The sequence below is a fragment of the Cobetia sp. PS-4MA genome, assembly GCF_057670765.1.
The window spans coordinates 3538442-3552612 of the sequence record NZ_CM173107.1; the positions used below are offsets into that span (position 1 = coordinate 3538442).

The 14171-nt window shown below is 64.0% G+C and carries 12 protein-coding genes; 10 read left to right on the forward strand and 2 right to left on the reverse strand.

Annotated elements, in window-relative coordinates:
* Positions 1-126 precede the first annotated feature (126 nt).
* Positions 127-891, forward strand: a complete 765-nt coding sequence (locus AC26AR_RS14860; RefSeq protein ID WP_103751453.1) for a DUF481 domain-containing protein — start codon at positions 127-129, stop codon at positions 889-891.
* A gap of 101 nt (positions 892-992) precedes the next feature.
* Here the strand turns inward: AC26AR_RS14860 and AC26AR_RS14865 are convergent, their stop codons facing one another.
* Positions 993-2261: a malic enzyme-like NAD(P)-binding protein gene (locus AC26AR_RS14865; protein ID WP_077377933.1), complete on the reverse strand. Its 1269-nt coding sequence runs from the start codon at positions 2259-2261 to the stop codon at positions 993-995.
* 438 nt (positions 2262-2699) lie between these two features.
* Positions 2700-2912: a 50S ribosomal protein L31 gene (rpmE, locus tag AC26AR_RS14870; protein WP_077377930.1), complete on the reverse strand. Its 213-nt coding sequence runs from the start codon at positions 2910-2912 to the stop codon at positions 2700-2702.
* A gap of 218 nt (positions 2913-3130) precedes the next feature.
* On the opposite strand from rpmE, the gene AC26AR_RS14875 reads away from it, so the two are divergent.
* From AC26AR_RS14875 to ubiB, 9 genes are all read left to right on the forward strand, one after another.
* A complete protein-coding gene (locus AC26AR_RS14875; protein WP_176494252.1) occupies positions 3131-5398 on the forward strand; it encodes a primosomal protein N' in 2268 nt (755 codons plus the stop codon).
* Positions 5399-5638: 240 nt separating this feature from the next.
* Entirely contained in the window at positions 5639-7324 is a 1686-nt protein-coding gene (argS, locus tag AC26AR_RS14880) for an arginine--tRNA ligase (protein ID WP_488107273.1), read from the forward strand.
* Positions 7325-7327: 3 nt separating this feature from the next.
* Positions 7328-7981, forward strand: coding sequence for an SPOR domain-containing protein (locus tag AC26AR_RS14885; RefSeq protein WP_077377921.1), 654 nt, complete (start codon positions 7328-7330; stop codon positions 7979-7981).
* 334 nt (positions 7982-8315) lie between these two features.
* Complete coding sequence (gene hslV, locus AC26AR_RS14890) at positions 8316-8837, forward strand: ATP-dependent protease subunit HslV (protein ID WP_077377918.1); 522 nt, start codon at positions 8316-8318, stop codon at positions 8835-8837.
* A gap of 1 nt (position 8838) precedes the next feature.
* The gene (gene hslU, locus AC26AR_RS14895) at positions 8839-10164 is read left to right on the forward strand and encodes an ATP-dependent protease ATPase subunit HslU (protein ID WP_077377915.1); all 1326 of its coding nucleotides are present in this window, start codon (positions 8839-8841) and stop codon (positions 10162-10164) included.
* Between the two features lie 346 nt (positions 10165-10510).
* Positions 10511-10870: a gamma-butyrobetaine hydroxylase family protein gene (locus tag AC26AR_RS14900; RefSeq protein ID WP_240499733.1), complete on the forward strand. Its 360-nt coding sequence runs from the start codon at positions 10511-10513 to the stop codon at positions 10868-10870.
* 150 nt (positions 10871-11020) lie between these two features.
* A complete protein-coding gene (ubiE, locus tag AC26AR_RS14905; protein ID WP_077377909.1) occupies positions 11021-11767 on the forward strand; it encodes a bifunctional demethylmenaquinone methyltransferase/2-methoxy-6-polyprenyl-1,4-benzoquinol methylase UbiE in 747 nt (248 codons plus the stop codon).
* Positions 11768-11774: 7 nt separating this feature from the next.
* Positions 11775-12443 (forward strand): ubiquinone biosynthesis accessory factor UbiJ, encoded by a 669-nt coding sequence (locus AC26AR_RS14910; RefSeq protein WP_077377906.1) that lies wholly within the window; start codon positions 11775-11777, stop codon positions 12441-12443.
* A complete protein-coding gene (gene ubiB, locus AC26AR_RS14915; protein WP_084207832.1) occupies positions 12440-14068 on the forward strand; it encodes a ubiquinone biosynthesis regulatory protein kinase UbiB in 1629 nt (542 codons plus the stop codon). Before AC26AR_RS14910 ends, ubiB begins: the two co-directional genes overlap by 4 nt.
* Positions 14069-14171 lie beyond the last annotated feature (103 nt).

Here is a 14171-nt window from a genome sequence, read left to right on the forward strand (position 1 = left end):
AGGTCACCTGCGCCCGTCCACACCGCGCGCAGTGAGGTGAAAGAAGAGCGGCCCATGGTCGCTCTTCTTTCATCCATCTGGCCTCGCTGTCCTTCAATGCCCCCTTTCACCATGCCCGGAGTCTGCATGCTTCACCCATTGCCCACACTGCGCATGACCCTGCTGCTGTGTCTGGCCCTGAGCCCGCTTCGCGAGGCCAGTGCCGATGATGACCTCTTCTACGCTCCCCCCGCCGCCAGCGAGGATTCCGAGCCATTCAGCGGTCAGGCCGAGCTGGGCTTTACCAAGCTCTCCGGCAACTCGAACAGCGAAACCTTGCTGGGCAAGGCCCGCCTGTCCTGGCACCTCAAGCCCTGGACCCATACCTTCCGCATGGAAGCCAAGCATGTGTCCAGCAGCGGCGAGACCACCACCGAGCAGTACCTGATCGGTCAGCGTGAGCGCTATGACCTGGGGCGTGATCGCTATGCCTTCGGGCTGCTGCGCTGGGAGAAGGAGCGCTTCTCCGGCTATGACGATCAAGTCACCTCCATCGGGGGGTACGGGATTCGCCTGCTGTCAGGCCCTGAGCACAATCTCTCTGTCGAGGCGGGTCCGGGCTATCGCTACGACAATATCACCGAGGGGGATCACGAGAACTATCTCCTCGGTTACACGGCCATGGATTATCGTTGGCAGCTGTCTGATACCTCGAATTTCGAGCAGCAGTTCTCGGTGGAAGGTACCCGGGACAACATCATCAGCCGCAGCTATACCGCACTGACCGTCTCCATCAACTCCAGCCTGGCCTTGAAGCTCTCCCACGAGATCAAGAACAACACCAGCCCGCCGGATGACACGGACGCCAAGACCGACACCACCACCGCCGCCTCGATTCTCTACAGCTTCTAGTGCGCCACTGAAAGTTGTTGGACAGACAGCAAAAAGCCCTCGCCGGACATCTCCGACGAGGGCTTTTTCTTCAGCACCCCGCAAGCGGGGCCCGATGACGCTTAGCCGTAGACCTGATCCGCATTGGTCAGCGGGTAATGCGCCGGATAGGGCTTGCGCGCGACACCGGAATCGATGGCGGCTTGCGCCACGGCAGCCGGCAGACGCTCGAGCAGACGCGCATCCATCGGCGTCGGGATGATATACCCCGGACCGAATTCGAGGCTGTCGATCTCGTAGGCATCCAGCACGTCCTGACTGACCGGCTCGCGAGCAAGGTCCTTCAGCGCGTGAACGGCCGCCAGCTTCATCTCTTCATTGATGCGTGTGGCTCGCACGTCCAGCGCACCGCGGAAGATGAACGGGAAGCCCAGCACGTTGTTGACCTGGTTCGGGTAATCGGAGCGACCTGTCGCCATGATGACGTCCGGACGCGCTTCGCGAGCGGTATCCGGATGGATTTCCGGATCCGGGTTGGAGCACGCGAACACGATCGGCGTGTCAGCCATCTTCTTGAGCTGCTCGGCCTTCAAGAGGTTGGGGCCGGACAGGCCGACGAAGACGTCCGCACCTTCGATGACATCATCCAGCGTACGCAGCTCGGTCTCGGTGGCGAACATCGCCTTGTACTGATTCAGGTCATCACGGCCGCTGTGGATCACGCCCTTGCGATCGAGCATGAAGATGTTCTCGACCTTGGCACCACTGGAGACCAGTAGCTTCATGCAGGCAATCGCGGCAGCACCAGCGCCCAGGCAGACGATACGCGCGTCTTCCAGGGACTTGCCGGCGATATCGAGTGCGTTGAGCATGCCGGCAGCGGTGACGATGGCCGTGCCGTGCTGGTCATCATGGAAGACCGGGATGTTGCACTGTTCGATCAACGCCTGCTCGACTTCGAAGCACTCCGGTGCCTTGATGTCTTCCAGGTTGATGCCACCGTAGGTGGTGTGGATGCGACGCACGGTATCGATGAAGGCCTGCGGGCTTTCCGCATCGATCTCGACGTCGACGGAGTTGATGCCAGCGAAGCGCTTGAACAGCACGCCCTTGCCTTCCATGACCGGCTTGGAAGCCAGCGGCCCGAGATTGCCCAGCCCCAGGATGGCGGTGCCATCGGAGATGACGGCGACCAGGTTGCCCTTGCCGGTATACAAGTAGGCATTTTCCGGATCGGCAGCAATCTCGCGGCACGGCTCGGCTACACCCGGGCTGTAGGCCAGCGCGAGGTCCTTGGCAGTTTCTGTCGGCTTGGTCAGCTCGATGGACAGCTTTCCGGGAATCGGTTCGGCGTGATATTGCAGTGCTGCTTTCTTCATGGCATCAGACATGCGTGTCATCCGGTATTTTAGCGGGGGTTGGCTGTGACCAGAATATAGAAAAACCCCCTCGCGAACAACCAACGCAACTTGTTGTTATAAAAGGAATTAATACGGATGTTTAAAAACTGTTTTAGCCATTCGTCTAACGTTATGGATGCCCCACTCAGTCATAAACCTTTCCTTATCACTGACGGGTCGGCGTGGCGTTTCGCCCCGCGTATCTCATGAAAATCCGCGCAATGACCGCGCGCATCCGGCGCCGGAAATGGAAATGCCTCCCGCGCAGAGGGGTGATGCGTTGGTGGCGCTGGAATAGTGCCATCTCGGCACCAATCCCCTCACCTGCATCGAATGACAGGCACAAAAAAACCCGCTCGCAAGCGGGTTTTTTCGTTGATGGCGCTGCGCGATGCACAGCGCCATGCAAGCGACAAGCAGCTGAAGGTATCAGCGCTTGATGGCAGCACCGAAACGCTTGTTGAAGCGCTCGACGCGGCCACCGGTGGTAGCCTGCTTCTGCTTGCCGGTGTAGAACGGGTGGCACTCGGAGCACACGTCCAGCGCGAAGGTCTGCTTGGAAGTGGAACCGATTTCGTGCTGCGCGCCGCAGGAGCAGGTTGCGGTCTGGCGCTGGTAGTCCGGATGGATACCCTGTTTCATGGTGTGTAACCTCAGGTCGCTGTGCACCGCCACCTGATCGATTGCCAGGCACCGTACACGGGTTTTGGATGTAACCGGTCATTCCGCCGACTCCGACGGAAGGCGACGCATTTTACCAGCCATCTGCGACAAGACCAAACTTTGTGACGTTTATTGCCGGCAACACTCTGTAGACTGCGTGGCGTTTTCCTCTCGTCTTCTCATTCTCTCTTCCTCGGATGCCTTGCGTGCCTGACACCAGCGACAAGACTGCGACTCACCTGCCCGGACGTGTACTGGGCATCGCGATTCCCGGCCCCCTGCGCGACCTGTTTGACTATCTGCCAGCACGCCAGCCACCTCGCCATGGCTGGCAGGTCGGTCTGCGCGTGCGCGTCGAGTTCGGCCGTCGCCAGCTGGTCGGGGTGATCGCGGAGCTGCGCAGCGACTCAGCCTTTCCCATCGAGAAGCTCAAGCCCGTCAGCGAGGTGATCGACGAAGCGCCATTGCCGGCCGACTGGCTGTGGATATGTCAGTTCACCGCACGCTATTACCAGCACTCGCTCGGCGACACCTTCGCGCAGGCGATGCCATCGCTGCTGCGCCAGGGACGTGCCCTCGAGGCACGCACCCGTGAGCGCTGGTCACTCACCGACAAGGGGCGTATCACGGAGCCGGCCAGCCTCGGCCGCGCGACCCGCCAGATCGCACTGCTCGAGCTGCTCGCTCAGCACCGTCATGGCCTGGTACACAGCGCGATCACCGCCCAAGGCTTCACCCGCCAGCAGCTGGAAACCCTGCGCAGTCGTGGCTTCATCGAATCACGTGAAGAGCCTGTCACCGGCGCCACCCCGGAGCAGGCCAGCAAGGGCGTGCTGGCCGAGCCCAGCCTGGCACTCAATGACGAGCAGGGCCGCGCGCTCTCGCGCCTGCATGAAGGCCTGAGTCGCTTCTCCCCCACGCTGCTGGAGGGCGTGACCGGCTCCGGCAAGACCGAGGTCTACCTGCAACTGATCGAGGCGGTGCTGGATCGCGGCGGCCAGGCTCTGGTGCTGGTGCCCGAGATCGGCCTGACGCCCCAGACACTGGAGCGCTTCCGCAGACGTTTCCGCGTCCCCCAGGTGATGCTGCATTCCGGCGTCAGCGATGGCGAGCGCCTCGATGGCTTCGAGGCGGCACGCAGCGGCCGCGCGCGCATCGTGATCGGCACGCGCTCTGCCATCTTCACGCCGATGGCAAAGCTCGGGGTGCTCATCGTCGACGAGGAGCACGATGGCTCCTTCAAGCAACAGGATGGCCTGCGCTATCACGCCCGGGATCTGGCGCTGGTACGTGGCAAGCAGGAAGGCATCCCGGTGGTGCTCGGCAGCGCCACGCCGTCTCTGGAAAGCCTGCGTCATGCCCGCGAAGGGCGCTTCACTCACCTGCATCTGCATCAGCGTGCCGGGCGCAGCCAACCGGCACGCCTGCACCCGATCGACCTGCGCGGCCGCATGACGCTGGGCGGACTCTCCACCCAGAGTCTGGACGCCATCGAGAAGCGCCTCGCCCAGGGCGATCAGGTGCTGGTATTCATCAATCGGCGCGGCTTCGCCCCGACGCTGACTTGCCATGCCTGCGGCTGGATCGCCGAATGTGACAACTGCGACGCACGCATGACCCTGCATCGCCATCCCCCGCAGCTGACCTGCCATCACTGCGAACGCACCCGCCCGCTGCCGGATGCCTGCCCGGCCTGCGGCAGCGGCGATGTTCGTCCGCAAGGCGCGGGCACCGAGCGCACCGAAGAGCTGCTCGGCGAGAAATTCCCCGACGTGCCGGTGCTGCGCATCGACCGCGACAGTACCCAACGCAAGGACGCCATGAGTGAAGCGCTGGCAGTGATCCGCCGTGGCGAACCCTGCCTGCTGGTCGGCACCCAGATGCTGGCCAAGGGCCACCACTTCCCCCACGTCACGCTGGTGGTGGTGGTCAATGCCGATAGCGGACTCTACGCCGCCGACTTCCGTGCGCTGGAGCAATCCGCCCAGCTGCTGGTGCAGGTCGCGGGGCGAGCCGGACGCGCCGAACGCCCCGGTGAGGTGCTGATCCAGACCCGCCATCCGGAAGACCCCAACCTGCTGACACTGATCCAGGCCGGCTACCCACAGCTGGCCGGCGAGCTGCTGGAGGAGCGCCGCATCGCGCAGTTGCCGCCGTTCAGCCATCTGGCCTTGCTGCGCGCCGAAGCCACCGATCAGCAGCAGGTCGAGCAGTGGCTGTTGAAGGTAGGAAGCGCCCTGCGTCAGCACATCGACAGCGCCGACCTCAAGGTGGACTGCCTCGGCCCGGTACCGGCGCCGATGGAGCGCCGCCAGAATCGCTATCACGCCCAATTGCTGTTGCGCGCGGCGAAACGCGGCCCGCTGCATGAAGCCGCCGCCTGGCTGGTGACGCTCTGCGAGCAGGATCGTGACGCGCGCCGCCTGCGCTGGTCACTGGATGTCGATCCCATCGGCATGGCCTGAGTCTGGCAGGGGGGCTCAGGCAGGTGTCGCCAGCTCCGATACTGAACTGACCACTATCCCGCCAGGACACGGATTGCGCCGTGATTGATCACGACGGTTTATGCAAGCCGCAGGATCGGTGATAATGCCCGCCATCGTGCAGCGACATCCGCACTCCCCCATTGCCCGCAGGCCTGATGCCTGCAACCGCCTGCTCCAGAGCACGCGGTGCGACCTGAGCCGTGAAGAGACCGATATTCCATGAAAGAGACGATCATCGAACTGCTGGGCCAGGCCCTGGATTCCCTCAAGGCCGACGGCACTCTGCCCGCCGACGCCAGCCCGCAGATCAAGGTCGACCCGACCAAGGACAAGACCCACGGCGACTACGCCAGCAACCTGGCGATGATGACGTCCAAGGCTTCCGGCATGAAGCCGCGTGAGCTGGCCGAGAAGCTGGTCGCCGCCCTGCCGGCCTCCGACGCGGTCTCCAAGGTCGAGATCGCCGGCCCCGGCTTCCTGAACTTCTTCGCCGAGACCGGGGCGGTGGCCGACATCGTGCGCCGCGTCTTCAGCGAAGGTGACCGCTTCGGGCACAGCGACGTGGGCGCCGGCGAGAAGGTCCAGGTCGAGTTCGTCTCCGCCAATCCGACCGGGCCGCTGCATGTCGGTCACGGGCGTGGCGCTGCGGTCGGCGACGTGCTGTGCCGCCTGCTGGCCGCCACCGGCCACGACGTCACGCGCGAGTTCTACTACAACGACGCCGGCGCCCAGATCAACAATCTGGCGCTCTCCGTTCAGGCACGCGCCAAGGGCCTGGGCCCGGATGACGCCAGCTGGCCGGCTGATGGCTATCGCGGTGACTACATCCGCGAACTGGCCGCCTCCTACATGGCCGGCGATACCGTCGAAGCCGATGGCAAGCAGGTCACGGGCGCCGCGGAACCTGACGATCTCGACGCCATCCGCGTCTTCGCCGTCGCCTACCTGCGCCATGAACAGGACTTGGACCTCAAGGCCTTCGGCGTCGAGTTCGACGTCTACTTCCTCGAATCCTCGCTCTACCGTGACGGCAAGGTCGAAGACACCGTCAAGCGCCTGGTCGACAACGGCTATACCTACGAAGACGATGGCGCCATGTGGCTGCGCACCACCGACTTCGGGGATGACAAGGACCGCGTGATGCGCAAGCGTGACGGCGGTTACACCTACTTCCTGCCGGACGTCGCCTACCACCTGGACAAATGGCAGCGCGGTTTCACCCAGGTCATCAATGAACAGGGTGCCGACCACCACTCCACCGTGACTCGCGTGCGTGCGGGCCTGCAGGCCCTCAAGGCCGGCATCCCGGAAGGCTGGCCGGACTACGTGCTGCACCAGATGGTCACCGTGATGCGCTCCGGTGAGGAAGTGAAGCTCTCCAAGCGTGCCGGCAGCTACGTGACCCTGCGCGACCTGATCGAGGAAGTCGGCCGCGACGCGACCCGCTACTTCCTGGCGGCGCGGCGCGCCGACTCCCAGCTGACCTTCGACATCGACCTGGCCCGCTCCCAGTCCAACGACAACCCGGTCTACTACATCCAGTATGCCCACGCCCGCGTGCACAGCGTGCTGCGCAAGGCCAGCCGTGAAGACAAGGCCTTCGATGAATCTCTGGCCATGGCGCAACTGTCCTTGCTGACCAGCGATCAGGAAAAGGCCGTGATGAATCGCATGGCCCAGTTCCCGGACGTCGTCACCCACGCCGCCAAGGTGCGGGAACCGCAGCAGGTCGCTCAGTATCTGCAGGACCTCTCCTCTGACTTCCACACCTGCTACAACGCGGTGAAGGTGATGGTCGAGGACGACGCGACCCGCAACGCGCGCCTGGCGCTGGGTCTGGCGACCGCTCAGGTCATCCGCAACGGCCTGGCCCTGCTGGGTGTCAGCGCTCCCGAGGAGATGTAAGCCATGGCTGCTCGCCGCCCCGCCAGCAAGAAGCCCGCTTCCCGTCAGGGAGCCAGCCCCCGCCGGCAGCCCGCCGCCAGTCAGAGCCGCGGCTTCCCGGGATGGCTGTGGGGGATCGTCGGTCTGGTCGCCGGCTTCGTGCTGGCTCAGTATTTCCAGCAACAGGCGCCGCGTCTGCCGGTGGCTGCCATCGTGCCCAAGGCCAACACTCAGCAGAATGGTCAGCAGGCCGCACAACAGGGTAGCCAGCAGGACAAGGCATCGCAGAAGGACACTCCCGAAGAGAGCGGCGGCAGCATGCCGACCTTCGAGTTCTACACCCTGTTGCCGGAAACCGAGGTGATCGCCCCCAAGGTGGATGAGTACAAGTCCACTCCGCGTCCGGGCAGCGCCGAGAGCACCAAGAAGTCCGAGGCTTCGCTGACCAACTACATGCTGCAGGCGGCCTCCTTCCGCGAGATGTCCGATGCCAGGAAACTGGCCGGCAAACTCAAGGATCTCGGCCTGCTGGCCAAGGTCAGTGACGTCAATGCTTCTGGCGGTACCGTCTGGCACCGCGTTCAGGTCGGCCCGTACAAGGACACCCGCGAGCTCAACCGCGCACAGGATCTGATGAACACCCAGGGCATCGAGCCTCTGCTGATCAAGCTGCAATGACCTCGGCATGACGCCACAGGCCAACGGGCCCGCTCACATGTTGAGCGGGCCCGTTGCGTAAAGGGCGCCAGCCCTCTGCACAACGGGCGTCAACGCTGAGTCGCCGATGACTTGAAACCCGCATCAGCGCCCCCATTTACAGCATTCCGGTGAGATATCAGACCGCGATCCGCCACGGTGGCAGTGACACGTCGCGGCAAGCAGTGACAATTGCCAGACTGACGACCACCACCCGTTTTACGCGACGAGGCCCTGGCCTCGTCTGCCCCGAAATGCCATGCCCGGCCCCGTTCACCTTATTCCAATCGCCGGCATGCTCTCTCAGGAGTTATCCATGACCACGATCGTCTCCGTGCGTCGCAACGGCCAGGTCGCCCTGGCTGGTGACGGCCAGGTATCCCTTGGCAACACTGTCATGAAAGGCAACGCCGCCAAGGTGCGTCGCCTGTATCGCAATCAGGTGCTGGCCGGCTTCGCTGGCGGTACCGCCGATGCCTTCACGCTGTTCGAACGCTTCGAAGCGCAGCTCGAGAAGTATCAGGGCCAGCTGGTGAAATCCGCCGTGGAACTGGCCAAGGAGTGGCGCTCCGACCGCGCCCTGCGCAAGCTGGAAGCCATGCTGGTGGTGGCCGACAAGCATGCCTCGCTGATCATCACCGGCAACGGTGACGTGGTCGAGCCCGAACACGGCGTGCTGGCCATCGGCTCCGGCGGCAACTTCGCCGAAGCCGCCGCCCGCGCCCTGATCGAGAACACCGAGCTGTCCGCCCGCGAGATCACCGAGAAGTCCATCTCCATCGCGGCCGACATCTGCGTCTTCACCAACCACAATGCCATCATCGAGGAGCTGTCCTGAGATGTCCCAGATGACCCCGAAGGAAATCGTCAACGCCCTCGATCAGCACATCGTCGGTCAGCCGGAAGCCAAGCGTGCCGTGGCCGTGGCCATGCGCAATCGCTGGCGTCGCATGCAGCTCAACGATGATCTGCGCCCGGAAGTCACCCCGAAGAACATCCTGATGATCGGCCCGACCGGTGTCGGCAAGACCGAGATCGCCCGTCGTCTGGCCAAGCTGGCCGGCGCGCCCTTCCTGAAGATCGAGGCGACCAAGTTCACCGAGGTCGGCTACGTCGGACGTGACGTGGAATCGATCATCCGTGACCTGGTCGAGGTCGCCATGAAGCTGGTGCGTGAAGAGGCCATGAAGGAAGTGCGCGACAAGGCCGAGGATGCCGCCGAGGATCGCATCCTCGATGCGCTGCTGCCGCGCGCCCGTGGCGAGGAATATGATGCGGCGGCCAACAACAGCAGCACGCGTCAGATGTTCCGCAAGAAGCTGCGCGAAGGTCAGCTGGATGACAAGGAAATCGACATCGAGCTGAGCCCGGCCAGCCAGAGCCTGGATTTCGCCACCCCGCCGGGGATGGAAGAGATGACCAGTCAGCTGCAGTCCATGTTCTCCAGCATGGGCAAGCAGCAGAAGGAAAGCCGTCGCATCAGCGTCAAGGAAGCCCTCAAGCTCGTTCACGAGGAAGAAGCGGCCAGAATGGTCAGCGATGAAGACCTCAAGAGCCGTGCCATCGAGGCCGTCGAACAGAACGGTATCGTCTTCCTCGACGAGATCGACAAGGTCGCCAAGCGTGGCGAGTCCGGCAGTGGTGGCGACGTGTCCCGTGAAGGCGTGCAGCGCGATCTGCTGCCGCTGATCGAGGGTTCCACCGTCTCCACCAAGCACGGCATGGTCAAGACGGACCACATCCTGTTCATCGCTTCCGGCGCCTTCCACCTGTCCAAGCCCTCGGACATGATTCCGGAGCTTCAGGGCCGTCTGCCGATCCGCGTCGAGCTCAATGCCCTGACCCCGGACGACTTCAAGCGCATCCTGACCGAGCCGTCCGCGGCATTGATCCGTCAGTACAAGGCGCTGCTGGCCACCGAAGGCGTCGAGCTGAGCTTCGCGGATGACGCCATCGAGCGTATCGCCCAGATCGCCTATCAGGTCAACGAAGGCACCGAGAACATCGGCGCGCGTCGTCTGCATACCGTGATGGAACGCCTGCTGGAAGAGATTTCCTACGAAGGTGCCGATCAGGCGGGTGAGCTCAAGGTCGATGCCGCCTATGTCGATGCTCGCCTGGGTGACCTGGCGTGTGACGAAGACCTGTCGCGCTACATTCTCTGACGTCTGGCGTCAGCGCCTGACCCGCGAGAAGCCCTCATGGCGGCAATCGCCACCTTGAGAGATGCCACTGACGCCCGATCCGGCTTGGCCCGGTTCGGGCGTCAGTGCATCATGCGACATAGATACGTCGATGCGCCCGAGATGTCGCTCGACGCTCCTGTTCCTTCGGTCGCCTTACAGCGTGGTGTCATGCTGGACGGCGGGCTGACACGAGGATGCCCTGATGAGCCACGACACACCTGAAGACCACGCTGCCGAGCAGGACGAACCTCGCAGCCAGCAGCGCGACTACCGCCTCAATGAGCGCCATGCCCGTGACGCCGACGAGGCCCCGGTACCGACGCGCGTGCACTATCACAAGTCGGAGCGTGAACTGGAACTGGGCTATGCGGATGGCCAGACTTTCCGCCTCAGCACCGAATTCCTGCGCGTGATGTCCCCCTCCGCGGAAGTGCGCGGACACGGTGTCGGCCAGGAAACGCTGCAGGTCGGCATGCGCCACGTCGGTCTGGCCAACATCACCCAGAGCGGTCGCTACGCGCTGAAGCTGCATTTCGATGATGGCCACGACAGCGGCCTCTACACCTGGGAATACCTGTGGGAACTGGCCAACCGCCGCGATGCCATGTGGGCCTACTACCTGCGCCAGCTGGAAGAGGCCGGTGCCTCGCGTGAGCCGCTAGGCATTCCGCTCAATCAGCTGTAAGCCACTGATGCCAATGGGGCGCGGCAAGATGTCCGACTCGACGTCTTGTCAAAAGACAGCCCGCTGGCCAGCGGTTACAATCGAGCCACTGCGAAAGCTCACCATATTGCGCTGACGTCCCCCATGGGTGGCGTCACAACAGGGGAAGTCATGGACAAGCGTACGACTCACTTCGGTTATCAGGAAGTTGCCGTGGACGAGAAGGCAGGCCGCGTCGCGGATGTCTTCCACAGTGTCGCCGCCAAGTACGACGTGATGAATGACCTGATGTCCTTCGGCATCCACCGTCTGTGGAAGCGCATTACCCTGGAGCGTGCCGGTGCCCGTCCGGGCCAGACGGTGCTGGACATTGCCGGTGGCACCGGGGATCTGACGCTGAAGTTCTCGCGCCTGGTCGGCCCGAAGGGTCGCGTGGTGCTCGCCGACATCAACGCCTCGATGCTCAACGTCGGGCGTGACAAGCTGCTCGACCGCGGCGTGGGTGGCAATGTCGAGTATGTGCAGGCCAATGCCGAGGCGCTGCCCTTCCCTGACAACACCTTCGACATCATCACCATCGCCTTCGGGCTGCGCAACGTCACCGACCAGGCCAAGGCCCTGCGCTCCATGCAGCGCATCCTCAAGCCCGGAGGCCGTCTGCTGGTGCTGGAGTTCTCCAAGCCGGTCAATCCGCTGCTCTCCACCGCCTACGATCAGTACAGCTTCCGCCTGCTGCCGAAGATGGGCGAGATGGTCGCTGGCGACGCCGATTCCTACCGCTATCTGGCCGAATCCATTCGCATGCACCCCGACCAGAAGACCCTGGCCGGCATGATGGAAGAGGCAGGTCTCGAGCGTGTCGAGTTCACCAATCTCACCGGTGGCATCGTCGCGCTGCACCGTGGTATCAAGCTTTGAGGCTGTCATGGCATTGCTGACCCCCCTGCTGGTGGCGACGGCGGAACGCACGCTCAACCGCCTGCTCGCCCGTGACCCCGCCTCCGCCATGCGCCTGAATGCGCTTGCCGGCAGACGCCTGCTGCTGCGCCTGGAGCGCCCCGCCTTCGACCTGCTGGTGCACTTCGACCTGCAGGGGCTGCATCTGCTGCGCCTGCCCGAGGCCAACGAGAGCGACGGCGACGTGGTGGTGGAGCTGGACATGGAAACTGCCGCGGCACTGCTGTCCGGTGAGCCCATCGAGCGCTTGATGTTCGAGGGCCGCCTGGCCGTGCGTGGCCGTCTGCACCTGCTGGAAAGCGCACGGGATCTGGTGATGGATCTCGATCTCGACTGGGAAGGGGCCTTGAGCGAATGGTTCGGCGAGACCCCCGGTCATAGTCTGGCCACCGGCCTGCGCAGCCTCGGTCGCTTCGGGCTGACCAGCCGTCGTGAGCTGGAGCTGGATCTGCGCGAGTATCTGACCGAGGAAGCACGCTGGCTGCCCGGCCATGCTCAGCTGCAGGTCGCGCGGGACGAGCTGACCGAGCTGACCCAGTGCCTGGATCGCACCGAGGCACGCCTGGCGCGCCTGCGACGCCATCTGGAGGCCGTCACCACGCCACAGTCCGCTGATCGGGAGTGCCAGCCGTCGTGAGACTCTATCGCCTGCTGAGCATCCTGTGGGTCATCGCCCGCTATCGACTGGATGATCTGATCCCGCTGTCTCGCGTACCTGCGCTGCTGCGGCCGCTGGTCAAGCTCTCACCGCTGCGCCTGCTGCCTGTCGGCAAGCGCTCGCGTGGTGAGCGCCTGCGGCTGGCACTCGAAGCGCTGGGCCCGATCTTCATCAAGTTCGGCCAGATGCTCTCGACTCGTCGTGACCTGCTGCCACCGGACGTCGCCGATGAGCTCAAGCGCCTGCAGGACCAGGTGCCGCCCTTCGAGAACGAGGTGGCGCGCGAACTGGTCGAGCAGGAGCTGGGCATGCCGGTCGAGGAAGCCTTCGCCGAATTCGAGGCGCAACCGCTGGCCTCGGCTTCCATCGCCCAGGTCCATGCGGCACGCCTGCACGATGGTGCCGACGTGGTGGTCAAGGTGATCCGCCCGCGCATCGAAGAGGTGATGCGCAAGGATATCGGCCTGCTGTATCTGCTCGCGCGTCTGCTGATGAAGCTCTCGCCGGAAGCACGGCGTCTGCGCCCCGTGGAAGTGGTCTCCGACTACGAGGCCACGCTGTTCGATGAGCTGGACATGCACAAGGAGGCCGCCAACACCTCCCAGCTCAAGCGCAACTTCCTCGATTCGCCCCTGCTCTACGTGCCGACCATCCACTGGCCGCTGACGCGGCGCCGGGTAATGGTGCAGGAGCGCATCCGCGGCATCCCGGTCGCCGACATCGACGAGCTGGAAGCCCAGGGCACCGACTTGAAGAAGCTGGCCGAGCGCGGCGTGGAGATCTTCTTCACCCAGGTGTTCCGCGACAACTTCTTCCACGCCGACATGCACCCCGGCAACATCTTCGTCTCGCGAGAGAACGCCCATGACCCGCAGTTCATCGCCATCGACTGCGGTATCGTCGGCAGCCTGACCCGCGAGGACCAGGACTATCTGGCGCGCAATCTGCTGGCCTTCTTCCGTCAGGATTACTACGAGGTCGCGGCGCTGCACATCGAGTCCGGCTGGGTCGGGGAAGGCACGCGCGCCAACGAGTTCGCCGCGGCCATCCGGGCCGTCTGCGAGCCGATTCTCGAGAAGCCGCTCAAGGACATCAGCTTCGGCCAGGTGCTGCTGGGCCTGTTCCAGACCGCGCGCCGCTTCAACATGGAAGTCCAGCCGCAGCTGGTCCTGCTGCAGAAGACGCTGCTCAACATCGAGGGCCTCGGCCGTCAGCTGTATCCGGATCTCGACCTGTGGGCCACCGCCCGCCCCTATCTGGAGCGCTGGATGAAGGAGCGCGCCGGCCCCAAGGCGTTCTGGGCCGAGATGGTCAAGCAGGCTCCGGAGCTGTCACATCAGCTGCCGCAGCTGCCGGTGATGGCCTTCCAGGCCATGCAGCGCATCGATGATGAACACCGCGCTCGACAGCGTCAGACCGAGGCACTCGCCACGCTGCGCGATCGTGTCAATCATGCGTCCAGCACCGGCTGGCGCTTGCGCGCAGGTGGACTGCTGATCGCCGTGGCCTTCGGCTGGCAACCGCTGATCGCCTGGGCCGAGACGCAACCGATGATGGTGCTGGTCGGCGCGGGGCTGGGCATCGTGCTGTTGCTGTGGCGCTAGCCGCGCCCCTGCTTCGCTCGCGGCGCTGACCGAAACTTGCCGCCCCTCGGGGCGCAGTGCAATATGATTGTCATGTAACCCTTGCATCCTGAGTCGCCGGGCC